Annotated in this window: 18 protein-coding genes, 1 tRNA gene and 2 pseudogenes; 8 read left to right on the forward strand and 13 right to left on the reverse strand. The window is 40.9% G+C overall.

The window, feature by feature from the left end; all coding sequences use genetic code 11:
* The first annotated feature begins 26 nt into the window (after positions 1–26).
* Positions 27–1,271 carry an NADH:flavin oxidoreductase/NADH oxidase family protein gene (locus NQU59_RS08905; protein WP_257065984.1) on the forward strand — a complete coding sequence of 415 codons (1,245 nt, stop codon included), beginning with the start codon at positions 27–29 and terminating at the stop codon, positions 1,269–1,271.
* Positions 1,272–1,358: 87 nt separating this feature from the next.
* On the opposite strand, the gene NQU59_RS08910 is transcribed toward NQU59_RS08905, so the two are convergent.
* The 4 genes and pseudogenes from NQU59_RS08910 to NQU59_RS08925 form a co-directional block, all read right to left on the reverse strand.
* Positions 1,359–1,434 (reverse strand) — tRNA-Glu (locus NQU59_RS08910).
* 19 nt (positions 1,435–1,453) lie between these two features.
* Positions 1,454–2,119, reverse strand: a complete 666-nt coding sequence (rnt, locus tag NQU59_RS08915) for a ribonuclease T (RefSeq protein ID WP_005243269.1) — start codon at positions 2,117–2,119, stop codon at positions 1,454–1,456.
* Positions 2,104–3,138, reverse strand: a complete 1,035-nt coding sequence (gene pyrC, locus NQU59_RS08920) for a dihydroorotase (RefSeq protein ID WP_005272410.1) — start codon at positions 3,136–3,138, stop codon at positions 2,104–2,106. The genes rnt and pyrC overlap by 16 nt, the downstream gene beginning before the upstream one ends.
* Before the next feature lie 263 nt (positions 3,139–3,401).
* Positions 3,402–4,609, reverse strand: a pseudogene (locus tag NQU59_RS08925) (IS256-like element ISAba26 family transposase).
* A 75-nt stretch (positions 4,610–4,684) separates the two neighbouring features.
* Here NQU59_RS08925 and NQU59_RS08930 point away from each other — a divergent pair.
* Positions 4,685–5,899: pseudogene (locus tag NQU59_RS08930) on the forward strand (GGDEF domain-containing protein); the annotation flags it as partial.
* Between the two features lie 58 nt (positions 5,900–5,957).
* On the opposite strand, the gene NQU59_RS08935 reads toward NQU59_RS08930, so the two are convergent.
* Complete coding sequence (locus NQU59_RS08935) at positions 5,958–7,154, reverse strand: L,D-transpeptidase family protein (RefSeq protein ID WP_005243266.1); 1,197 nt, start codon at positions 7,152–7,154, stop codon at positions 5,958–5,960.
* Between the two features lie 198 nt (positions 7,155–7,352).
* On the opposite strand from NQU59_RS08935, the gene hemE reads away from it, so the two are divergent.
* From hemE to NQU59_RS08955, 4 genes are all read left to right on the forward strand, one after another.
* Entirely contained in the window at positions 7,353–8,426 is a 1,074-nt protein-coding gene (gene hemE / locus NQU59_RS08940) for a uroporphyrinogen decarboxylase (protein ID WP_005243265.1), read from the forward strand.
* A 44-nt stretch (positions 8,427–8,470) separates the two neighbouring features.
* Complete coding sequence (locus NQU59_RS08945) at positions 8,471–9,265, forward strand: DUF817 domain-containing protein (protein WP_005243263.1); 795 nt, start codon at positions 8,471–8,473, stop codon at positions 9,263–9,265.
* Between the two features lie 181 nt (positions 9,266–9,446).
* Positions 9,447–9,917, forward strand: a complete 471-nt coding sequence (locus tag NQU59_RS08950; RefSeq protein ID WP_005243262.1) for a DUF3015 family protein — start codon at positions 9,447–9,449, stop codon at positions 9,915–9,917.
* A gap of 77 nt (positions 9,918–9,994) precedes the next feature.
* On the forward strand, positions 9,995–11,875 hold the full coding sequence (locus NQU59_RS08955; protein ID WP_257066008.1) for an Lnb N-terminal periplasmic domain-containing protein: 1,881 nt from the start codon (positions 9,995–9,997) through the stop codon (positions 11,873–11,875).
* 36 nt (positions 11,876–11,911) lie between these two features.
* Here NQU59_RS08955 and NQU59_RS08960 read toward each other — a convergent pair whose 3' ends face one another.
* The 5 genes from NQU59_RS08960 to trpD all read right to left on the reverse strand — a co-directional run bounded on the left by NQU59_RS08960 (position 11,912) and on the right by trpD (position 16,142).
* Positions 11,912–12,277 carry a cupin domain-containing protein gene (locus NQU59_RS08960; RefSeq protein WP_257066010.1) on the reverse strand — a complete coding sequence of 122 codons (366 nt, stop codon included), beginning with the start codon at positions 12,275–12,277 and terminating at the stop codon, positions 11,912–11,914.
* A gap of 14 nt (positions 12,278–12,291) precedes the next feature.
* Positions 12,292–12,840: a GTP cyclohydrolase I FolE gene (gene folE / locus NQU59_RS08965; protein WP_171057872.1), complete on the reverse strand. Its 549-nt coding sequence runs from the start codon at positions 12,838–12,840 to the stop codon at positions 12,292–12,294.
* Between the two features lie 91 nt (positions 12,841–12,931).
* The gene (locus NQU59_RS08970) at positions 12,932–13,621 is read right to left on the reverse strand and encodes a Smr/MutS family protein (RefSeq protein WP_257066012.1); all 690 of its coding nucleotides are present in this window, start codon (positions 13,619–13,621) and stop codon (positions 12,932–12,934) included.
* A 655-nt stretch (positions 13,622–14,276) separates the two neighbouring features.
* Positions 14,277–15,083 (reverse strand): indole-3-glycerol phosphate synthase TrpC, encoded by an 807-nt coding sequence (gene trpC / locus NQU59_RS08975; RefSeq protein ID WP_257066013.1) that lies wholly within the window; start codon positions 15,081–15,083, stop codon positions 14,277–14,279.
* 9 nt (positions 15,084–15,092) lie between these two features.
* A complete protein-coding gene (gene trpD, locus NQU59_RS08980; protein ID WP_010590093.1) occupies positions 15,093–16,142 on the reverse strand; it encodes an anthranilate phosphoribosyltransferase in 1,050 nt (349 codons plus the stop codon).
* Between the two features lie 353 nt (positions 16,143–16,495).
* Here trpD and NQU59_RS08985 point away from each other — a divergent pair, with 353 nt between their 5' ends.
* Complete coding sequence (locus NQU59_RS08985; RefSeq protein ID WP_257066014.1) at positions 16,496–19,222, forward strand: TonB-dependent receptor plug domain-containing protein; 2,727 nt, start codon at positions 16,496–16,498, stop codon at positions 19,220–19,222.
* A gap of 7 nt (positions 19,223–19,229) precedes the next feature.
* Positions 19,230–22,001 carry a M1 family metallopeptidase gene (locus tag NQU59_RS08990; RefSeq protein WP_257066016.1) on the forward strand — a complete coding sequence of 924 codons (2,772 nt, stop codon included), beginning with the start codon at positions 19,230–19,232 and terminating at the stop codon, positions 21,999–22,001.
* A gap of 73 nt (positions 22,002–22,074) precedes the next feature.
* Here NQU59_RS08990 and NQU59_RS08995 read toward each other — a convergent pair whose 3' ends face one another.
* The 3 genes from NQU59_RS08995 to NQU59_RS09005 all read right to left on the reverse strand — a co-directional run bounded on the left by NQU59_RS08995 (position 22,075) and on the right by NQU59_RS09005 (position 25,420).
* On the reverse strand, positions 22,075–22,971 hold the full coding sequence (locus tag NQU59_RS08995; protein ID WP_005243252.1) for a phosphotransferase: 897 nt from the start codon (positions 22,969–22,971) through the stop codon (positions 22,075–22,077).
* 144 nt (positions 22,972–23,115) lie between these two features.
* A complete protein-coding gene (locus NQU59_RS09000; RefSeq protein ID WP_005243250.1) occupies positions 23,116–24,480 on the reverse strand; it encodes an L-cystine transporter in 1,365 nt (454 codons plus the stop codon).
* Positions 24,481–24,835: 355 nt separating this feature from the next.
* Complete coding sequence (locus NQU59_RS09005) at positions 24,836–25,420, reverse strand: aminodeoxychorismate/anthranilate synthase component II (protein ID WP_005243249.1); 585 nt, start codon at positions 25,418–25,420, stop codon at positions 24,836–24,838.
* Positions 25,421–25,532: the final 112 nt, after the last annotated feature.

A 25,532-nucleotide genomic window follows, 5' to 3' on the forward strand; every position in this document is an offset into this window, starting at 1 on the left:
TACTCTAATTATAGCAGAGGATGACCATGAGTCAGATTGCAGACAGTATCCAGATTCGCAATACCACATTTAAAAATCGTATTATCAAAGCGGCCATGAGCGAAGCGCTTGCGAATGATGCAGGACAACCCAATGATCTACTGATTGGTCTATATGAAGCATGGGCAAAAGGTGGGTTGGGCTGTGCTGTGACTGGCAATGTGATGGTGAATATTGATGCCAAGAATGAGCCGGGTGTGGTTGCGATTGAAACCGAGCGAGATCTGCAGAAATTGCAGCAGTGGGCAGCGATTGGTAAAAAATATGGCATGGTGCAGTTGATTCAGTTGTCACATCCTGGCCGGCAATGTCCTAAAGGTCTAAACAAAGAGACCGTTGCGCCATCAGCGGTACCATTTAGTCCAGTGCTTGCAGCAATGTTTGGCACACCACGTGAACTCAAACATGAAGAAATTTTAGATATCATCCAGCGTTTTGCAACGGCTGCAGCTGTATGTGAAAAGGCTGGATTTGAAGGGGTGCAATTTCATGGTGCACATGGTTATCTTATCAGCCAGTTTTTATCACCTCTGACCAACAAGCGTACCGATCAATGGGGTGGTTCGATTGAGAACCGTATGCGATTCTTGCTGGAAATTTATAAGGCAGTCCGTGAGGCGACCTCTGAAAATTTCATCATTTCGGTCAAACTGAATTCGGCGGATTTTCAGCGCGGTGGTATTACTGAAGATGATGTCATTACTGTATTTAAGGTGATTGATGCAGCGGGGATCGATATTATTGAAATCTCGGGAGGGACTTATGAAGCGCCAGCAATGGCAGGAGTAAAAGCCGAATCTCGTAAAGCCAGTACCGTTGCACGTGAGGCATATTTCTTGGAGTTTGCCGAGAAGATCCGCCAACATGTCTCTTGTAAGTTGATGGTGACGGGGGGCTTCCGTACCGTAGAAGGAATGAATGCTGCACTTGAAAGTGGTGCATGTGATTTTATCGGGATTGCGCGCCCATTGGCGGTTGAAGTTGATTTACCTGAACGTTTAATTGCAGGGCATGATGTACGTTATGCTGTAAAACCAATTAAAACAGGGATTCCATTTGTCGATAAGATGGCGATTATGGAAATCATCTGGTATGCAGCGCAGTTTAAAGCCATTGGGCAAGGTAAAAAGCCGAATCCAAAATTATCCCCATTGTTGGTATTCTTGAACTATGCCAAAGGGAATATCAAAGCGGTGGTGAAAGGTCGAGTCAATTCTCGGAAGTCTGCATAAGATATATTAGGGCTCTTCGGAGTCCTTTTTATTATTCAAAGCAAATAAAAAAGCCACTGTCTTAAGATGCAGTGGCTTTTTCAAATTTGGCGTCCCTACGGGGATTCGAACCCCGGTTACCGCCGTGAAAGGGCGATGTCCTAGGCCTCTAGACGATAGGGACTTCTTGAGGTGGGTGTATATTAGGGTTCTGTCACCAAACTGTCAAGAAGGTGAGGAGACAGTTTGTTCAAAATATAGCAAAACAGTTCAGCCGTTTTCTGCGTATCATACAAAGCAGAATGCGCTTCCTTACCATCAAACTCGATTCCAGCCTGAATACAAGCACGTGCCAACACGGTTTGCCCAAACATGACCGCACTTAAGGTCACGGTATCAAAGACAGAGAAACTGTGAAACGGGTTTTGATTTTTGGTGCCAGAGCGTGCAATTGCAGCTTGCAGGAAACCTAAATCAAAGTGTGCATTGTGACCCACTAAGACAGCATGAGTACAATGCTGGGCTTTACGCACTTCATTCAATGATTTGAAAATACGACGCAAAGCGCTGCGCTCATCTTCAGCCATTGCAACACGCATTGGGTTGAATGGGTCAATCCCAATAAAATCGAGTGAACGACGATCAAGATTTGCACCTTCAAATGGATTGATATGTGCTTGAAATGATGGACCTGGGACAAACTGTCCTTGTTCATCATAGACAATCGGGATACAGGCAATTTCAAGTAGGGCGTCGGTTTGCGAATTAAAACCTGCAGTTTCTACATCGACGACAACAGGTAAAAATCCACGAAAACGCTGTCCGATCACAGGCGCTTTATTTTCTTCTTGGGTCACACTTTTCTCCATTGCAGTGTTTTACCTGCATGAAGTGGGATAATTTTCTGATCTTCTAGGTAATCAAAAGATTCAGCGACGGTAATGTCTTCTTTGACGAGCGTAATGGTTGAAGTATTGCGTGGTAGGCCATAGAAATCAGCACCAAACATGCTGGCAAAACCTTCCAGACGTTCTAGTTTACCGACTTGGTCAAATGCCTGTGCATAAAGCTCAATGGCATTAGGTGCGCTATAGCAGCCTGCACAACCACAGGCATTCTCTTTGGCATTTTGCGCATGTGGAGCACTATCTGTACCTAAGAAGAATTTTGGATTGCCGCTAGTTGCCACTTCCAGCAAGGTGGTTTGATGCGTTTGACGTTTTAAAATTGGCAAGCAATAGAAATGTGGTTTGACGCCACCCACTAACATATCATTGCGGTTGAATAATAAATGTTGAGGGGTAATGGTTGCTGCAACATTACGATCTTGTTCCAGTACAAAATTTGCCGCATCACTTGTTGTAATGTGTTCTAGTACGACTTTTAATTGTGGGAACTGCTTCAGTAACGGTGACAGTACTTCATCTAGGAATCTTTTTTCACGATCAAAAATGTCGACATGATTATGCGTGACTTCACCATGAAGCAATAGCGGAACTTGATGTTCTTCCAGTTGTTCGATCACAGCGTACACTTTACGAATATCACTAACGCCATTATCTGAGTTAGTGGTTGCACCCGCAGGATAAAGCTTGATGGCATTGACAAATTCAGACTCTTTAATTTTACGCACTTCATCCGGAGAAGTGTGATCGGTAAAATAAAGCACCATACGCGGGTCAAAATGAAGCCCTTCTGGGACATGGGCAAGAATACGCTCACGATAGGCTAAAGCTTCATCTACAGTTTTGACGGGTGGAACAAGATTGGGCATACAAATTGCGCGTGCAAATTGTTTGGCTAAATCAGGGACAGTACGTTTTAAAGCTAAACCATCACGCAGGTGTGCGTGCCAATCATCTGGTTGCAAAAGTGTAAGAGTATTCAAGGTCTACTTCAAACTTAAAAATAATACAAATAATAATGCATAAAGTGTGAAAATGGTAACTACAATTACGGATAAGTGGTTAAGCAAAGCACATGACAAAATGAGAATTTATGTTATTTTTTATGCGGCACAAAAATAGTGCAGTATAAAAAGAGTGTATGGGATGGACAATGGCTATGATCTTGATCAGTTGCAGAGGGCAAAAGAAGACCTAGAGCAGCTTGTTGCCGAGCCTGTAAATTATTTTGTGTAAGTTCCATTTTTTATAAATGATCTTTTAATCGATCATCGAACTGAATCGTAAACCAATTCATTGCTAAACGCCAATTTTGAATTGGCATCGTCCATTTCTTCGCAGCATTTGATGTTGCTAAGTAAATGACCTTCTTTACTGAGTCATCAGATGAAAAGATTTTCCTCTTCTTCGTTGAATGGCGTATTACGCTATTCAACGACTCAATCGCATTTGTTGTATAAATTGCATGACGTATTTCGGCTGGATAGCTAAAGATCGTTCGGATATTTTCCCAATTGGCCCGCCAGGATTCTCCAATTTTGGGATACTGGTGATTCCATTGATCACAGAAGATGTCTAGGGACTTTAAAGCATTTTCCTCTGTACTTGCCTGATAAATCGCTTTCAGACCCGAGGTAACAGCCTTGTAGTCTTTCCAGCTTACAAATCTCAGGCTATTGCGTACAACATGCACGATACACAGTTGAATATCAGTATGAGGGTAAACGGAGGCTATCGCGTCAGGAAAGCCTTTTAATCCATCTACACAGGCAACAAGAATATCCTGTACTCCTCGATTTTTAGCTCTGTCATGACTGACAGCCAGAATTTGGCACCTTCTGTCTGAGCAATCCACATACCCAGTAATTCTTTTTGTCCATCCATATTGATGCCTAAAGCAAGGTATACGGACTTGTTAATCACATTGGAGTGCTGACGGACTTTGACAACAATACAGTCAAGATAGACAACAGGATAAAGGCTATCTAAGGCTCTATTTTGCCACTCAGTCACTTGCTCAATCACAGCATCGGTAACTTTGCTGATGAGAGATGCTGAGACATCGGCATCGTACATTTCTTTGAAGAAGGCTACAATTTCCCTATTAGTCATTCCTTTTGCATACAGTGAGAGGATTTGGTCATCCATACTGGTGATGCGTGTTTGGTGCTTTTTGATAATTTGTGGCTCAAATGAACCTTCTCGATCACGGGGAATATCTAAAGCCAGTTGTCCATCTTGAGTTGTAATGGTTTTAGAACTAAACCCATTACGGCTATTTGAGCCTTTCCTGGACTGATGCTTTTCATAACCGAGATGGTCTGAAAGTTCAGTATTGAGTGCAGTTTCAATCATGAATTTTTTAAAGACTGCTGTCATTTGGTTTAAGTCTTCTGGTGTTTTTAGACCTTTAGCCAATTCGGCAGCCATACTTTTGATTGTTGCTTCATCCATGTGAAGTACCTTTTGTAATTATCCTCTGAAGGATAAATGAAAATTAAGTACTTACACAAAATTTAGAACAGTCCCCTTGTTGCCCAACATTCCAAGTCAAAAAGTTCTCATCAAACTTTACCTCAACAATTAGAAAATGAATTTTGGACCTTTAATGTTGATCGAACCCGCCTCAATGCAATTCAGTTTTTTGGGCAGGGAGTGATTACCTATACTGTTTTTGTTCTGCTGATTCTACCCTCTAATTTTATTGTCATACGTGCCAGTGAGCATTTTGTTCTCGATTTTATCTACAGTATTTTGAGTTTAATGGTTGTTGGTATTGCACTTTTCTTATTTTGGGTCTTTTCAAGATTTAAGAGGCTGAGTAATTTATTTTATCCGACAGCCTGCCTGATTGTTTTCTTAACTATTGTATTGACCTCAGTGCTGATGATGAGTGTTTCCAATCTGGTATTGCAGAATCAGGCGATGGTTTTAATTGCCTTTTTATATATGTTGGGATTTATTCTGAGTGGAATTCGACCATTACATATGTTGTGGATTGGCTCATTTGCTGCAGTTTCTATCTTGTTTATTTTATATTTACTTAATCATACAAGTGACTTTTTAATGATTGGGCGGACGCTGATTGGAAGTTTACTGCTCGGTTTTTCGATTAGTGTGATGTTAACCTCTAAAGAAAGAAAAATATTTATAAAGTCGAAAATATCAGAGATTGATGAACAGATTTTGCGGATTCAGGCCTCTGAGTTGTTACATTTGAGTCAGCATGATGAACTTACAGATGTATCAAATCGACGTACTTTTGAAGAAATGTGCCGCTATTATTATGATTTATCTTGTAGGGAGCGCAAATCATTATCGGTACTCTTTATCGATATTGATTTTTTCAAAAATTACAATGATTTTTATGGGCATCAAATGGGTGACCAGGTGATCTCGGCTATCGCGAAAAGCATCAAAAGTTCAATTCGGCATATGGATTTTATTGCACGATATGGTGGAGAGGAGTTTGTGGTCTTGTTGCCAGAGACTTCAGCTCAAGGAGCTTATGCTGTAGCAACCAATATTTATCGAGCAATTGACCGTTTAATGATTCCTCATGAAAAATCCTTAGTCGCAAATCATGTGACCATTAGCTTGGGGATAACTGTTTTTAATGGCAATCCAAAAATTAGTCAGGAGCTTTTGATTGATAAAGCAGATAAAGCCTTATATCGTGCGAAGCAATTAGGCCGCAATCAGATTTATTATCAGCCTCTACCCAACATAGAGCAAAATATTTAAGCGATAAAAAAACCGAAGATCGATGTTGATCTTCGGTCTTTATCAAATAATTTTTACATTATTCCAGGAATTTTACAGTCACACCTGAGCGTACTTTATTACCTAAATCATTGGCATCCCAGTTGGTTAAACGGATACAACCATGTGATGCAGTTTTAGAGATCAACGATGGGTTTGGTGTACCATGAATACCAAATGATTTCTTGCTTAAACCAATCCAGATATTCCCCACTGGCGCGTTAGGACCAGGTGGTAAAGTGAGTGGTTTAAGGTTCTTACCTTGTACAAAGTTCGATGGTGAGTAGCTATAGTACGGGTTGCGAGCAACACCGACTACTTTATAGGTACCCGTTGGAGAAGGCGTGTCAGAACTACCAATTGTTGCAGGAAAAGAAGCAATCATCTGGTTACGGCTGTTGAATAAATACAGCTGTCTTGCACCTTTGTGCGCAACGATCAAATGAATATCTTCTGGTAAATCATTGCGGACATTGGCAACAATGATTTTCTCGCCAGGTTTTTTAAAGGTTGCCGTTGGATTCAGTTTCTTTAAGAAATTTTCATCCATATGGAATTTTTCACCTAACATTTCTGTTACGCGGGTGTAATACAAACCTTTCATTTTTGCTTGTAAGGCGTAGTCTGACGGGATTGAATCCGCATACGGGCCTTTAAAGTCAGCATCGGTGAGGGTGTATTCAACATAAGCCGGTTTGGTTTGCTTCGCAACCAAGGCATCCCATGTTTCTTTAGTCAGTTGACCTGTTGGCGTTAAACCATTCATTTGCTGGAATGATGCAATGGCTTTTAAAGTATTTTTACCATTTGAACCATCAATTGCACCTGGTGAAGCATGCGCGTTATTCAGCATCACATGAGCGCGTGCATAGGCTGGAAGCTGTCCTTTGGGTAAAGTTTCAGGCCATTCAGCATTATTGATGCTGTCCAATGTCCATGAAACTTTAGCGGCAGGCGCAGCCGCTGCTGTATCTGGTGTATTTTCTAATTTTTGAGAGACGACGGATGCAGCACCTGTATTCACTTGAGGATCAGATGTTGCTGGCGCAGCAACGCTAGAGGCTGGATCAGCAGCAACAGCAGAAGTGGAACGGTCAATAGCTAAAGGATCAATAGGATCTTGTACTGAACCTGCGACTTTTTTGGGATTCAATGGTTGCTCAGTTGTTGGCGCAGCAAAAGCAACATTAGTAAGAATACAACTTAAACTCATAGCGAGTAATGAGCGAACAAACATGTAATTCAACCTTAAGAATTATTCATATTGAGATATAAGATATTGCAAGTATTACAGAAAATAATACGGCTTGCAGTAGCAGTTTTGTGTAAAAGCGAAATTTATTTGAAGGGAGGGCTTTTGTGAGGCATTGCGGTTATAAATTCCTGAATAACTTTGTTATGATGCGCTCTACATGAAAGAATTTAGAGATTGGTAATGACACCGTTGAAAAATGATCGTTTTTTACGAGCTTTATTACGTGAACCTGTAGACACCACACCTGTATGGATGATGCGTCAAGCAGGGCGTTATTTACCAGAATATCGTGAAACTCGTGCGCAGGCAGGAGACTTTCTATCTTTATGTAAGAATACCGAATTTGCGTGTGAAGTGACGTTGCAACCATTGCGCCGTTATGAACTGGATGCTGCGATTTTATTTTCAGATATTTTGACTGTACCCGATGCATTGGGTTTAGGCCTATATTTTGAAACAGGTGAAGGGCCAAAATTTCATAAAACAGTGCGTACTGAACAGGATGTGGCGAATTTACCAAAGCTCAATGCTAAGTCTGATTTAGCTTATGTGATGAATGCAGTTTCGACCATTCGTTCTGCGCTAAATGGACAAGTGCCATTAATTGGTTTTTCGGGAAGTCCGTGGACTTTAGCAACCTATATGATTGAAGGTGGTTCAAGCAAAGAATTCCGTTTTACCAAAAACATGATGTATGCACAGCCAGAAGTATTACATGCTTTGCTAGATCATTTGGCTGATTCAGTGATTGATTATTTGAATGCACAAATTGATGCGGGTGCACAAGCCATCCAGATCTTTGACAGTTGGGGGGGGGCATTGGCGCATAGAGAATATGTTGAATTCTCATTGAACTATATGACCAAGATTATTGCAGGTCTCCAACGCGAGAAAGATGGTCGTCGTATTCCAATTATTGTTTTCACCAAAGGCGGTGGGCAATGGTTAGAGACCATGCTGACGACAGGTGCAGATGCATTTGGTTTGGATTGGACCACACCACTTTATACTGCACGTGATGTGATTGCTGGTCGCGCGGCCTTACAAGGTAATTTAGACCCTGCCGTGCTTTATGGCTCAGCTGCTTCAATTGAAAAATCAGTCAAAGCAATGCTGGATGATGCCTATGCCAACGGTGAAAAAACGGGTTATATCGCAAATTTAGGTCACGGTATTACCCAATGGGTTGATCCTGCACAGCCAAAGATTTTTGTTGATACTGTACATGAATACAGTGCCAAATATTTAGGCTGATATTTAAACCATACTTTAAGGTCTAACACGTTAGGATCAGTTTCGTGCAGTTGATTGTTTTACCCCTTAATTTTATCACTAAGGCAGCTTCGGCTGCCTTATTTGGATTGTTGCTTTTAATTGCATTTGCAATTAGTGCACCGATGGGAAGCCATGAATATTATGGTTTTTTTCGTTATGACTATTTACTGTTTTACGCGCTAATCATTCAGGCCTGTTTGATTTACTTAAAACTGGAGTCATGGGCAGAAGCGAAGGTGATTGCATTATTCCATATCATGGCAATGGGCATGGAAATCTTTTTGACACATCCCGCTATCGCATCGTGGCAATATCCTCAGCCAGCTGTTTTCAAGATACTCACTGTGCCTTTGTTTGCTGGTTTTATGTATTCAGCGGTTGGTAGTTTTTTTGCCCGTTCTTTACGACTTTATCATGTCTCTTTCGAAAAGCTTCCCAGTTTCGGTAATATGCTAGGCTTGGCTGTATTGTCGTATCTTAACTTTATGACCAAATTCTTTATTCCAGATATTCGTGTTGGATTATTTATTTGGAGCGTGTTGATTTTCTGGAAAACCAAGCTGTCTTTTCAACTTGAGCAACGTCATTTTAAAATCCCGATGTTACCCGTTTTACTTGTGCTCGCTTTCCTGATCTGGATTGCTGAAAATATTAGTACCTTTTATAAAATTTGGCTGTATCCAAGCCAAGTGGACGCATGGCATATAGTAGGCTGGGGCAAGTTGGGGTCATGGTATCTATTATTATTACTCAGTCTGGTTTTGGTATTAAAAATCTTGGGTACGAGAGATAAAAATGGGTCTTGGAAGTTAAATTAAGTCGGTTGAGGTTCTTTTAAGAGACGTTGTCTAATTTTTTGTTATGAATATTTCAGATATATTTCAAAATTTGTTTGCTAAAACAAGTTAAGCTCGCTATTTTAATTCATGTGTAAAAAGGATTACACAATACAATAGTGATAAGAATAGCGAAATATAATTCTTGCTGGAGATCGTTCCTATGTTAAAAAAAATTGCATTAGCTGCTTTGTTAGCTGCTGGTTCAACTGTTGCAATGGCTGACAATGATGTCGGTTGTGGTGTGGGTACACAAGTTTGGGCGGGTAAAAAAGGCGTTGGTCCTAAAATTCTTGCTGCAACAACCAATGGTATCTTTACTAACCAATTACTAGGTATTACATTTGGTACTTTAGGATGCCGTCAAGGTGGTACTGTTACCGCTCAAGTCGTGACCTTCACCAATGAAAATGCTGAGTCTTTAGCGCGTGATATGGCGGTGGGTCAAGGTGAAAGCTTAAATGTTCTTGCTGAATTAATGCAAATTAAAGCCAATGACAAAGCACGTTTCTTTGCTGTGTCTAAAGCAAACTTTGCTGAAATTTATTCAAGTAAAAATACCAACTCACTACAAGTTTTAGATGCTTTACAAAGTGTGATGGCAAAAGACGCTGTGCTCAAAGCATACGTTTAATTGCGGCACGATAAAACCCTGTCTTGATGGCAGGGTTTTCTTATAATGATTCTGATTATTTTAAAAATTACGATTGAATGAAATTAGCTACTTTTGCGTTTGCATCGTTGTTGTCTCACTTTGTCCATGCAGCGGGTGAATCTGATGTTCAGACTTATTTGAATCTGGCCAATCAAAAACAATTAGATCAGCAGACCACTTGGCTACGCTTGATGTATGCCGACAACAAGCAAAACAGTGAAGTTGCTTACAGCGGCTATTTTTATGCAAAAGATGGTAGAACCAATTTAAAGCACGAATTACACGCTGATATTCAAGCCTTATTTCTTGAGACGGCAGATAACCAATCCATTCGTTGTAAATTTCCAGCCCGTAGCCGTTGGCTGATGCAACAGCTGAATATCGAGGCTCAACAACTTCCTCCAGCCAACTGCAATGAATTTGAGGACTGGATCAATCAAATCAAGCCACATAAAGCCACTTTGATCTATGCCACAGATTTTATGGGTAATCCAAGTTCGATGTTTGGGCATACTTTATTGCGTTTAGACCCTAAAGATCAGAAGCAATTAAACTTGGTGTCCTATGCGGTAAATTATGCGGCCACAGTCAGAGGCGAGGATAACTGGTCTTATGCGTGGAAAGGTTTGACAGGGCAGTATCCTGGTGAATACTCCCTGATGCCGTACTATCGCAAAGTAAAAGAATATGGTGATTTTGAAAGCCGTGATTTATGGGAATATGAACTCAATTTAACACCAGAAGAAACCCGCTTTTTGGTTGAACATATTTGGGAAATGCAGCATGTGAGTTTCCCTTATTATTTTGTCAGCGATAACTGTGCTTATCGTTTATTGGGTTTGATTGACTTGGTTCGTCCTAATTTAAACCTAAAACAGCAGTTCAATTATGCCGCCATTCCAATTGAAACCCTGAAAGTAGTTGATCAACAGAATTTGGTCAAGGAAGTGGTTTATCGCCCTGCACTCGAAACACAATTGCTTGCACAAGCCAAACAACATGGTACGCCTTTGGCCAAGGTTGCTCATCAAGTTGCGTTTACCAAGATTGATCAAATTCAACCCATTTTAAACACCTATCAGCCACAAGATCAGGCCAAGATTTTAGAAATGGCCTATGATGATTTATATCTGCAATATATCAGTCAACAGATTGATGCTGATTTTGCCCAGCCGCAATTACGGCAGTTACTTGCACAGCGTAGTCAAATTGATATTGATAAGCAGCGCCAAGAACCGATACGTCCAAAAAAACAACCTGTGGAAGGTCATCATGCACGCAATGTTTCGGTGAATGTGGGCGAGGTACAAGGACAAAAGTTTATTGAACTTGGGCATCGTCAAGCCTATCATGACTTGATTGATCCGCAAGGTGGCTATCGTACAGGTGCACAATTATTATTTTTAGACGGCAATCTGCAATACCGTGATGACAAACTCAAGCTCGAACATTTAGATCTTTTATCGGTCAACTCCTATAACCCCATTCAACCGTTTAAATCACCATTAACGTGGGGTTTTAATTTGGGCTGGAAGCAGGAAGCCATTGAAAATGGGCAGTTTAGTGAAGATGCCCAACATGGGGTGATGAATCTGAACATGCAAGTGGGCTATAGCATGGCCGATTATGATCGTCGACATTTGTGTTATGCGCAGCTACAAAGCCATATTCAAGGCGGAAAGGCTTTGGATAAGGGCTGGCGTGTTGGGGCAGGACCAACTTTAGGATGTATGAATCAGTGGTCAGACAATATCAATAGCGTGGTACAAGTTGAACTGCCGTATTGGCAAGACCTGAGTCAATGGAATCTAAGAGTGGGTACACAGCTTCAATATAGCTTAAATAGCAATCATGCCTTGCGCTTAAAGTGGGATTTTGAACAGCAAGATCATAAAGACTGGAATAAGGTGGGATTGGGCTATGTCCGTTTTTTTTAAGTCTAAACGAGGCTTGATCACTAGAATTTATAAGGATCAAACCTCAACAATCACATAGTATTTTTTAACTTTTTCAATAACTTCAAATGTACCCACAAATGCCGGTGGAATAATTCCGGCATTGCCAGCACTCACTTCAATAAATGAATTGCTTTTCGCATCATGGATACGGACAGTGCCTTCAATGACTTGAAAAAACTCTTGTTTATTGTCTGCAAATTGAATATTCCAAGCGCCAATTTCACATTGCCAGATGCCGCAGTCCATATGTGGATGTTCATATAAACTATAGGTTAAACGTTCAGGATTACCTCGAACCAGACGATCGGGACGAGGGTAATCAATAGTTGCGTCATTTGCGATTAAATCGCCAAAACCTGCTAACTGAATGGTTGATGACATCTCTGATGCTCAACTTAATAGTTTTCAGGTACAGCGCTTAAGAACTCACGACGTACATCTTTGTCAGTTTTAAAGTCACCAACAAAAGAAACGGTACGTGTGGTTGATTCTTGCTTGCCAACACCACGCATCATCATACACATATGCGCTGAGTCAATTACAACAGCAACACCACGTGCTTGCGTGACTTTTGCTACTGCTTCAGCAATTTGCTGGGTTAAATTTTCTTGAACTTGCAGACGTCGTGCGAACATTTCCGTAATACGTGCAAATTTAGATAAACCAAGTACCTGACCTTCAGGTAAATAGGCGATATGTACCCGACCATAAAATGGCAGTAAATGATGTTCACAGAGTGAATAAAATTCGATATTTTTGACCAATACCATTTCATGGTTATCGGAAGGGAAGAGTGCGCTATTTGTAACTTCTTCAAGGGTTTTACTATAACCTGAAGTCAAAAAAGAAAACGCTTTCGCCGCACGCATCGGTGTATCTTGTAAGCCCGGGCGATTTAGGTCTTCACCAACGGCAGTTAAGATATTTGCGTACGATTGCTGCATAGACATAACAATGTTCACTTAGGTGGGTTGAACAAAAACGGCAATTGTATCAGAAAACGATTAAAAATCTTAATTTTGATATAAATGCAGATTATTGCGTGTATTTCGGGTTCTTTTCGGCACGTTTCAGGAGCACTAAAACAGCACCTGTACCGCCTTGATTTTCAGGTGCACTGACGAAAGCCAGTACATCACGGTGCTGTCTGAGCCAACCGTTGACATAGGTTTTTAAAATGGCTTCTGGACCTTTGCCATGTACAATTTTAATGACGTTCTGGTTTTCATCTTTTGCTATTTGAATGATTTGCAGAACTGCTGCTCGGGCTTGCTCAACCGTACAACCATGTAAGTCGACTGCTTCGAACCAGCGAATTTTTCCTGCTTTTAGGTCTTCAAAGACTTTGTGCTGTAAAGTTGCAATTCGATAGCTTAAGGCAGCCTGGCTGGCAACAGGATTTAAGATTGCTTGAGTATCCGAGATTTCTGTAAGCTCTTGCTCAGCTCCACCTTCTGCCGCTGCACGTTTTGCCAAGGTCTGGGCATCGACTTTTTTGCTACGCGTCACTTTAGTATCGGCAATGTTCTGATTGTCGATCGGTTTGACCCCAAGCAGGGCTTTTTTAAAAAGTTCTGTATCTTCCAATTCTTCAGCGGCAGCTTGAGTTTTCGCTAGCTCAGCCTGTTTCGCAATCGCACTGGATTGAGGGTTAGAGATTTGCTTTTTAAAGGCTTTCAGTAAGTTAAACTGATCTTTAGAAAGCGATGAATCATGTTTACTCATAATGTTAGAAAAATAGGTAAGATACGAGAGAGGTTTAAAATTATAGTCTGAATTTGTGATGATTTGAACTGTATTGTATTTATAGAGGGGATGGACTTAATAGAGTCTTATCTAATTCAAAAAAGAGATAGTCTTATGGAAGAGAATCTATATATTTTAGTAATTCTTGTAAGGCAAATTCCACAGAAGTAATTGGTACATATTCAGCATATACAGTATTTTCTGTAAGATTTTCATAAGTAAAAAGGAATTTATATTTAAAATAAATATGAAAAAAATAGATGTCTTATTTCTTACCGCATGGTTTGTAAAATCATCAAATGTTTCCTCTAAGGTTAAATGATAATAATTTATAAATTGATTATTGGGGTACAAGTTTTCACGAAAGTTTTCGATTGTTAAATTATTATTAAAATATAAAGGGCTTGTTAGTAGATATTTGAACGCTCCAATGAAGCTAGGCATTTATGTAGGAGAGTCTAGTATTCCGAAGCAAACGCCATTGATGTTGACGGTAAGATGAAGACTAAATCTTCCTTACTGATGTGAATCAAATGAACTCCTGAGCTTTAAATTTGAAAGGCTTATTAAACTTTATATGTCTTAAAGAGAAAACCCAATCATAAACAATTGGGCTTTATATCTAGTTATAAATTTAAATCTGTTCAGGTTGCCCAAACAATTCATTAAATGCCTGATCAGGACGAGGCTGCTTCATAAAACTTTCGCCGACCAAGAACGTATGAATATCGTTGGCTTGCATCATGTCTACATCAGCAGGGGTGGCAATACCACTTTCAGTCACCAAGATACGAGAAGCAGGCAATAATTTCTTTAAACGCAATGAGGTATTTAAATCGACCTCAAAGGTTTTAAGGTTACGGTTGTTGACACCCAAAATGCATTGTTCTGACAGCTGTAAAGCACGTTCCAATTCAGATTCATCGTGCACTTCAACCAACACATCAAGCTGCTGTTCAAATGCAGTCTTCGACATTTCTTCCAGTTGTTGATCAGATAAACATGCCACGATCAATAAAATACAGTCTGCTTGCAGCGCACGTGCTTCAACTACATTATAAGGATCAATTAAGAAATCCTTACGCAAAGCAGGGAGAGCACAATGCTGACGTGCGATCGCAATATTTTCATCAGCACCTTGGAAGAAATCCACATCGGTTAATACCGATAAGCAAGCTGCACCTGCTTGTTGATATTGTTGGGCAATTTCAGCAGGATTGAAATCTGCACGAATGATGCCTTTAGATGGGGAAGCCTTTTTAATTTCAGCAATTACGGCTGGACGTTTGTGTTGTAAGGCATTGGCAAAACCACGAACAGGGGTGGCCTGTTTAGCCCACTGTTCAACATCATGCAAGCTACGTTGTTTTAAACGTGCTGTAAGCTCCTCATGTTTGCGGTCAACAATTTTACCTAAAATGGTATTTTGAATATCGATCATGAGAAGTCCTTAGTCTGCCTGATATTGTTTCAATGTCTTGGTAAATTCAGCCAAGATACTCATTTTTTCTAAGGCCTGTCCGCCATATAGAATATCTTGAGCCAGCTCAACAGCTTGTTTATAGGTTTTGGTAATGCCTGCGACGTAAATGCCTGCACCTGCATTTAGTGCAATCATATTCGCGGCTTTCTCACCAACCTCTGATTTATCTCGACTCAAAGCATCTTTGATCAGCTTTAAACTGTCTTCTGAACTATTGACCACTAAGCCTGTGAGGGTTTGAGAGGCAATACCGACATCTTCTGGGTTCAACGTCCATTCGGTAATTTCACCTTCTTTAAGTTCCGCTACCGCGGTTGGTGCAGCTAGGCTGATTTCATCCAGACCATCTTTAGAATGCACAACCAATACATGCTCGGCACCGAGCTGTTTTAATACTTCAGCAATGGGGCGGCAAAGTTCATCTGAAAATACACCAATCACAAAACGGTTCACACCAGCAGGGTTGGTCAATGGTCCCAGTAAGTTGAAGATGCTGCGGATTCCTAGTTCACGACGAGGACCAACAGCGTATTTCATGGCTTTATGATGATTGGGCGCAAACAGGAAACCTACACCCATTTCACGGATGCAGCGTTCAGTTTGTTGCATATCTAGGTCAAGCTGAATGCCGATTTGCTCAAGTAGATCAGAAGATCCTGATTTACTAGACACACCGCGGTTACCGTGTTTGGCAATGGTTGCACCTGCAGCGGCAATCACAAAGCTAGAAGCGGTTGAAACATTAAATAAGTTTTGACCATCACCGCCTGTACCGACGATGTCGACGAGATGCGGAATATCACTGACATCAATCTTGATGGCAAACTCACGCATGATACGTGCCGCAGCGGTGATCTCATCAATACTTTCACCTTTCATGCGTAAGCCCATCATCAGTGCACCAATTTGCGCTTCCGTTGCTTCACCTTGCATGATACTGCGCATTACATCTTCCATTTGAGGCTGGGTAAGATGAATGTTTTTGGTAATGTGATTAAGGGCCTGTTGGATATTCATAGTCATGAGTTACAGCATCAATGATTAAAATTTTGAGTGAAGTCAGTTGTCTGAGTAGATGGTTTGGCTTTTTGTGATCCATGATTCACTAGCTGCGAGCTATGTTATCAGAAAATAAACAAAGTTTTTTGTCGTTCGGTCATAGTTTTAAAAATTTTGCTTGTTCATTGATGTGGTATTTTTGAATAGTTCAATTTATTTCTGGAAAAAGGTTTTAATTTATTCTGATTTTTATGATAAGGACTTAACCTTTTGGTATATCTTAATCATACATATCTCTAGAAAAATGAGTATAAATCAACTAAATAAAAGTGGATATATTAGGTCGGTCTTAATTTTATTCATTCATAAATATGTACCTAAATTACTTGAAATATCTTGGGGCTGCTAAAAACAAAGGTTGTTTTGTTGTTGTCTTTATTGCATGCCTTCATCCATTAGAAAGTTATGCTGAGAGCAATGTAGAGCAGCCACAAAGCAAGGCAACATCGGATAAAGTGGTGCGTGTAGCGGTCACAGGTTCACGTATCTCAAAAGCACAAAAAGATGGTCCAACCAGTGTAACTGTGATTACCGCTGCCGATATTGAAAAACAAGGCTATACCAATGCTTTTGATGCCTTAAATAATCTGGCCCAAAACACGGGGTTTGTACAAGGCGCCGATTTTGGCAATATCCGAACGCCTGCGGCAAATGCCATCAGTCTACGTGGATTAGGACCGAACTATACCTTGACCTTAATCAATGGTCATCGCGTCGCGGACTATCCTGTAGCGTATGAGGGCAATGTTAATTTTGTCAATCTGGCCAATATTCCTACTGCAATTATTGACCGGATTGAGATTTTAAATGGAGGTGCTTCTGCAATTTATGGTTCAGATGCAATTGCAGGTGTGGTGAATATCATTCTGAAAAAGAAAACGGATGGCACACAGATCAATCTCAAAGCTGGTACTACCAAAGAAGGCGGAGAAAATCTACGCTTACAACTGAGTGGCAGTAATAATCTAGATAAACTGAGCCTTGTTTATGGTTTAGAACTAAGTGCGCGTGAGCCGATTTTCGCAACAGATCGTCATTTCATGTCTACCAGTACAAAGAAAGGTGAAGCACCGACAACAATTGTTGGACGCCGGAATGCGGAGACAGGACAATATTTGCCCATTGGCGGGGATGGTTGCCAAGCATATGAGCAGCTTTTCAAGAGTTCCGTACATAACTTTGCTAAAAATGGTGATCGTTGTACCAGTGATCGTGTACGTTCAACTTATTGGTCTGTACAAACCCAAAATCGTAGCCAAAACGGTTACTTGGGGTTGGATTATAGCTTGAATGATAAAACGCAATTATTTGCAGATATCCTGATTGGCGCAAATCAGATCCAGAATAATACTCGTTCACCGACATGGACTTCGCTGGGAACTAATGGCTACTTTTTCAATCAAAACTCAGGCAATTATGAAATCTGGAATCGTGCTTTTGCACCAGAGGAGTTTGGTGGCCTGAATAAAGTTAATAAGAAATGGCAGGAGTTTTCATCAAATTTAAATTTTGGTATTCGAGGGGATATTGCTGACAGTAGCTGGAATTATGAAGCGGCATACAACGGTTCGATTTATACCAGTAATTTACGCAATCCGATCAATCAGCTTGCTGGTATAGATGAATATTTCTTAGGTTCACGTTTAGGGGTAGACAAAGATGGTGTTCCAATTTACGCACCAGATTTAAAACGTTTAAACCAGCCTCTCAATCCAGACGAGATCGGAAGAGTTTGGGGGAGCAGTGAGCAGAAAGATCGCTCTTGGGTGCAAAGTGTGAGTTTGGCTGCCAATGGTGATGTATTTGAGTTACCTGCGGGAACGGCGAAATTGGCAGCAATTGCTGAAGTTGGGCGGCAAGGTTTTAAAAATAGACCAGATAAAGCTTTTGAGCAGGGTAAATTTAATACAACCAGTTATGGTGAATATGGTGGGACGCGTTCGCATCAAGCCCTGGGAACCGAGTTGTTCCTTCCTTTAGCAAAACCATTAAATTTAACTTTATCTGGACGTTATGATCGCTATGCGCTTTCGGATAATAGTATTGATAAATTTACTTTTGGGTCAGGGCTGGAGTTTCGTCCAGACCCAACCTTATTACTTCGCAGTAATTACCAAACCAGCTTTCGTGCCCCTGACATGAACTATTTATTCTTAAATAAACAAAAAGGATATTACTCGAGTACGACGGATTATTTACGCTGTGAGCAAACAGGACAGCCATTAAGTAATTGTGAATTTAGATTGTATTCCCCTGGCGCAGATTATATTAAAGTCGGAAACAAAGATTTAAAACCTGAAAACGGCAAATCTTATGGTTTTGGTTTTGTCTGGTCACCTGTTAAAACTTTTGATTTATCGGTTGATTACTGGAATATCCAGATTGATGATCAAGTGACGAACATCAGTGCAGACAAGTTGCTTAAAACTGAGGCTGATTGTCGTGCTGGACGCAGAAATATTAATGATACGCAATGTGTAGATGCACTTGCACGGATTGAACGTAATCCTACAGATGCTGTGGTTAACCCGAATGTGATTCGCAATATTAATATTGTTCCAATCAATGCCGCTTCCGTCAGTTCTAGTGGTATCGATTTGACCAGTAAATTGCGCTGGAAAACTGATCATTGGGGTAATTTCCTGTGGAGCGTCAATTTTAGTCGCACACTGAAGAATAAATATCAGCAATCCAAAGAAGATCCTGCTGATGATTTACTTTGGGATAAAAGTAATCTTGATTGGCGTGATCGCTTTAATAGCAGCCTGAGCTGGAAGCGCGGTCCATTTGAGTCGACCGTATTATTGAGTCGTTATGGAAAATTACCGAAAGCCGATGAGTCTGGTTGGTTGAACCCGATGTATGTTGTCAATTGGAGTGGAACTTATCAAATTTCATCTCAGGCATCGGCTTCGATTATTGTAAATAATTTATTTGATAAGGATAAGTTGGATTACACAGGTGGATGGGCCTATTATGCAACAGGTTATCCTCTCTATGGCCGTCAAGCTTGGTTAGAGTTTAACTATAAATTCTAAAAATGATGTGTGGATGCAGCGGAATGGCACACCATTTGCTGCGTCTTTTATTTTAAAAACTACAGAGGATAGATCTCCTATGTTGGTCAAACCTTCATTAAAAAAAACATTATTACTTACAACTTTACTTTCTTTATCAGCAACGCAAATTTTTGCATCCAATACCAAGGAACAGATTCCGATTGGAAAATTACCTGAATGGGTTGTGCCTGAATCTTATGATTTAGACTTTAAAATTGATCCTGCTCAAAAAGGTTATACAGGCAAAACCACGATTCATTTAAAACTTACTCAAGCGACCGACCATCTGTGGATTCACGGTAAATCCTTGTCGGTACAAGAGGCTAGTATTATCTCTGCAGCTGGACAGAAAACCAAAGCGAAATATGAGCAGGCTTCGGAAGTCGATGGCGTGAGTGTGATTAAGTTTGCCAAGACCTTACCTGTTGGGCAATATCGTTTAGTACTTGATTTTAATGCTGCTTATGATCAGCAACTGGATGGCATTTATAAGATCGAATTTGAAGGTAAACCTTATGTCATGACCCAGATGGAAGCGATTAGTGCCCGTCAGTCATTTCCATCTTTCGATGAACCACGGTTTAAAACGCCTTTTACAATACGTTTAACCATTCCAAGTAAATATTCAGGTTTTGCCAATACCCATCCAGTCTCTGAACAAGCTGAAAAATCAGGTTGGAAAACTTTAAGTTTTGCACCGACCAAGCCACTGCCGACTTATCTATTGGCACTGGCAGTTGGCCCTTGGCAAGTACAGACAGGCCCAGATATTGCTGCGACTGAGTGGCGTAAAGAGGCAATCAAACTGCGAGGAATCGCACCGGATGGTAAGGCTGAAAAAATGCAGCATGCCTTATCTGAAACGCCAGCCATTTTAAAAACCTTAGAAGACTATTTTGCTTTTGGTTATCCATTTGACAAGCTAGATTTGCTTGCAGCGCCTGACTTTGCTGCTGGTGCAATGGAAAATCCCGGACTGATCACATTTAGAGATTATTTGATGCTGCTGGATAAAGACTCTCCTGTGTCTTTTGTGCAGAGTTCATTTAATGTCAATGCACATGAATTAGCTCACCAATGGTTTGGAGATGTGGTGACCATGCCGTGGTGGGATGATTTGTGGCTGAATGAATCTTTTGCAACGTGGATGCAAAGCAAAATCACCCAACAACTCCACCCTGAATTTAATGCCGATCTGGAGCGTGTCGCAGATACGGCAGGGGCGATGAAAAGTGATAGTCTGGTTAGTGTACGTCGTATTCGCCAGCCGATTTTAAGCAATGCTGATATTCAAACTGCTTTTGATGGGATTACCTATCAAAAAGGGGCAGCTGTTTTAAATATGTTTGAAAGCTATTTGGGTGAGGAAAAATTTAAGCAAGGGGTGCGCAACTATATTAGAAAGCATCAATATGGCAGTGCGACTGCCAATGATTTAATTAGCGCATTGGCAGAACAGTCAGGTCAGGGCGAGCGGTTTGCTAAAGCAGTAAAAAGCTTTATTGACCAACCTGGTGTGCCTTTAGTGAGCACTTCATTAGAGCAGCAGGGCAACAAAGTTTTCTTAAATGTAAAGCAAAAGCGCTATCTACCTGTAGGCTCTAAAGGAGATCCCAACAGTCTCTGGGGCGTCCCATTATGTGTACGCTATGAAGTACCAAATGCGCCAAGTAAAGTTCAGTGTGAACTGATCGACCAAGCAGAAGCCAAGATTGAATTAAAAGGGGCGACTCCAGACAGCTGGTATATTCCAAATGCCGATGCCGCAGGCTATTACCAGTTTAGTTTGCCAGAAAAAGAGTTGGCACGTTTAACGGCGGCAACAGGGAAACTGTCCAATACTGAACAGTTGGCCTATGCTTATGCAGTTTCTGCAGCATTTAATCATGGTGATATTAACGTTTTGGCTGTTGTTGATGTGGCAAAAAAATTCGCTTCTTCTGACAGTCGTCAAATTAGTACTGCATTATTCCAGCAGTTGAGTACGATCCAGCGCCATATCTTAAAAACAGCAGCTGAACGCGAGCATTTTAGAAAAGTCTTAGCAAATTTATATCTGCCAAAGCTAAAGCAATTGGGTTATGTCGGTAAAGCAGGTGAATCAGCTGAAGATAGCTTGTGGCGAAGTGAATTGGCTCAATTCCTTGCATTAGAAATTCAAGTGCCTGAAGTCCGTGAGCAATTTCTAAAACAGTCCGATGCACTGTTTGCTCAGAAGCAATTGAATTTTGCACAGCTCACACCAGAATTATTGCCAACCGTTCTGGCAGTCCGTGTACAAGACAAAGGCAAGCCTGCATTTGATCGATTATTGGCTGAATTAAAGCATATTACACAACCGACACAGCGCCTTGCAATTCTCACGGCTTTAGGCGCAGCCAACCAGACTGAAACACGACCATTGGCACGTCAGCTTGTTTTGGATTCACGCGTTAAAGTCGGCGAAGTTCGTACCGTGATCAACTCAATTAATAATTATAGCGGCGAGCAAGGTGGATTGTGGACATGGTTCGAAGCCAATCACGATGCTGTGTTTGATCGCTTAGGCAAGTCTTCTGCGGGACGTTTCCCTGCATTGTTTAGTGGCGCAGCATGTTCACAACAAGAAGTGACACAGTTAAACACTTTCTTTGCACCGCGTACCAAAGAGTTGGTGGGCGTTGAACGAGGTTTAAACCAGACCAAGGAACGAATCCAGTTGTGTGAATCTTTGGTGGCAAAGCAAGACGGTTCACTCCTACAACAGTTAAAGTTGTAATTGATTCAGTCACTAAACAAGCCAGCGTTAATCTGTTGGCTTGTTTATTTTAGCTGTCATATCGAAGGGCGGTTTAGATGTCAGGGTCATTTATAATTCGAATTAATGTTGATCGTCCTAACGCACTCATTGCTGGATTACTTTTCTCATAGTACCAGACCAGCCCCAGTGCTTGTTGGAAGGCCCAGGCAGCACCTCTTTTCCATTCAATATCATCCGATTGAAGATTTTCTTTGATGAGTTCTCGTCGTGGGGAGTCAAATAGATGCCATGCAGCAACCAGATCGAGAGCTGAGTCCGCAGGCCCAAAACTGCCACAGTCTAACAGGCCAATGAGCCGCTGATTTTGAACTAGTAGATTTGCAGGAATTAAATCTTTATGACTCATGACATCTCGTTGCCTATGAGGAAGCTGGCGCAAACGTACCCATATAGCGTGAAGCATATCAACATCTAATAAATTTTTACTTTTCTTTAAGCATGTTGATATCCAGTCATCATGGTCTGTCAGATTGCCACCACGTCCTTTGCCATCAAAACGGCGCTGATGTGTATGTGCTGATCTCAGGTTTAGGATGAGATCTGAGATATCTTGAGCCAAGGATGTGGACGATGAAAAATCAATCGGTGTGGCAATATCGCCTTCAAGCCAATCTTGTATGATCCAATGCATTGGGAAATCTATACTGGGCTGTCCGATCCCGATCATTTGAGCACATGGTACGGTTGTGCATTGTGAAATTTCCTTCATTGCGGACGCTTCAGCTAGAATCTGTTCGTTGCACAGCTTGTTATCAATTAAACGTAATGGAAATTTGGCAGCTAATTTATCTCCAAGACGGTAAATTGCGTTCATTGTTCCTTGAGTATCTAGTTTTTTTATTTCGAGATTGCAGTATTGTGGAAATTGTTCATGGATCATATTGGTGACAATGTCAGTGTCAATATTGACTTGATCATTATGCATCATATTGAATGAATTCCTCGAAGGTTTTGAACAGGTTGTTTATTGATTTTGTGGGCAGGAATTTTTATCAGTATGTATTTGTATATCACACACGGCAAACCTTTTTTAATGTTAAATTTACCGTGTGTTTTTTATGCTTGTATCAGTTTAAGCATCATTGTCTGGTTGAGGATTTCTGACCCCCAGTAACTGACTGGTGGCTGTACCTGCGGCCATTGAACCATTCACGTTCAAAGCAGTACGTCCCATATCAATCAAAGGCTCGATTGAAATCAGTAATGCTACTAGGGTAATCGGCAAGCCCATTGCAGGAAGGACGATTAAAGCGGCAAAAGTTGCACCACCCCCCACACCTGCTACACCGATTGAACTGAGGGTAACGACGACAACCAATTGAGCAATCCATAAGGGGTCAAGTGGATTGATGCCAACAGTAGGCGCAACCATTACCGCCAACATGGCAGGGTATAAGCCCGCACATCCATTTTGACCAATTGTTGCACCGAAGGAAGCAGAGAAGCTGGCAATTCCTTCTGGTACGCCGAGTTGCTTGGTTTGCGCTTCAATATTGAGTGGAATACTGGCAGCACTTGAACGACTGGTAAATGCAAAGGTCAATACAGGGAATACTTTCTTGAAAAAGTCGATTGGATTGACACGTACAAATAACAAAAGCAACGCATGGACAAGGAACATAATCGCAAGTCCGAGGTAAGAAGCAATCAGGAACTCACCTAATTTTACAATGTCAGCCAGATTTGCTGTAGCGACCATTTTAGTCATCAGTGCCAATACACCATAAGGGGTAAATTGCATCACTAAACGAACCAGACTGATCACTAAGGCTTGTAATGCTTCAATACCATGTCGGATTCTTTCGCCGTTGACGGTGTCTTTATCCATGAGTTTGAGCGCAGCAACGCCCAAAAACGCAGCGAAGATGACAACACTGATAATCGCGGTAGGACGAACGCCAGTCAAATCAGCAAATGGGTTCTGCGGAAATAGCGAGAGCAGGAGTTTCGGGACATCTAAATCCGTGACTTGCCCAATGTATTGGCTTTGAATAGTCGCTAAACGTGCGGCTTCTTTTGTGCCCTGTACCAGTCCTTCGGCAGATAAACCAAATAAATTGGTCACAGCTGCACCGACCAGTGCGGCAATCGCCGTCGTGATTAACAGAATACCAATGACTAATACACTGATTTTTCCGAGAGAGGTGGTTTGGTGTAGTTTCACGACAGCACTTAAGATCGAAACGAAGATCAGTGGCATGATCACCATTTGTAATAGTTGAACATAACCATTACCGACAAGGTTAATCCATGCGATTGAATGTTCGATTACAGGACTATCACCATAGATCGTTTTCAATCCTAAACCAAAGAAGATACCCACCACCATACCGATGAGTACTTTTTTAGAGAGACTCCAATCTTTTCGATAGGTGAAAAACAAGCCTGCCAGTAGCAGGACAAAAACTATAATATTTAATAAAACCAAGGTATTCACAATAGGTTATCCTGATCGATATTTCAGGGGGGTGCTAAAACAATGGGGTGGATTCTACCATTCAGCAGCTCTGAAACTTAATCATTCCTATGACTATAGTTAATCTAAAAAATTAAAAAGAAATCCTTTTATCAAGAAATGAGGAATTCAATTCACTTTTTATAACATGTGAAAAGTGGATTAATTATTGAAAAAGAATGATTTGTTTTTAAATAAAACCTTATTGCTTTATTTTAATGCTGGAAATTTAACCCGTATGTATGAGTTGTATATTGTTTTTATATGTTCAAAATAAAAGCAGCCCATTACATTAAAATGGGCTACTGAGGACTTAAATTAAAATCAGAACTTGAATCTAAGCATAAATATCCAAGAAGTTTTTGAAAATTTGATGGCCATGTTGGCTTAAAATTGATTCAGGGTGGAACTGCACGCCTTCGACAGGCAGTGTTTTATGTTTGACCCCCATTATTTCTTCAATCGTGCCATCTGTCTGGTTAGTCCAACAAGTCACTTCTAGGCATTCTGGTAAGGTTTCTTGCTCAATCACCAACGAATGATAACGCGTAGCAGCAAAAGGTGAAGGCAGATTACTAAAAATTCCTTTGTCACTGTGGTGCATATCAGATAGGCGCCCATGCATTACTGTTTTGGCACGGATAATATGACCGCCAAAAGCCTGACCAATGGCTTGATGACCTAGGCAAACGCCAAGCAAAGGAACCTTGCCAGCAAAGTGATTGATGGCTGGAATGGAAATGCCTGCTTCACTCGGAGAGCATGGACCAGGGCCAATCACCAGATATTTCGGCTGCCATCGCTCAATATCCTCTAATGTTACTTGATCATTACGAACAACTTTTACTTCTTGATTCAACTCGCCAAAGTATTGAACGATGTTGTAAGTAAATGAGTCATAGTTATCGACCATTAGAAGCATTTTATATTCAACCTATTGATTATATTTAAGGTTTTAACAAGTGAGTGCTGATATTGCTCACATTGTTACTCACTTTAAGAAGAATGGAGAATGATGGACCACAATTCTTAGA

Origin of the sequence: Acinetobacter colistiniresistens, assembly GCF_024582815.1 — a bacterium.
Lineage (GTDB): Bacteria > Pseudomonadota > Gammaproteobacteria > Pseudomonadales > Moraxellaceae > Acinetobacter.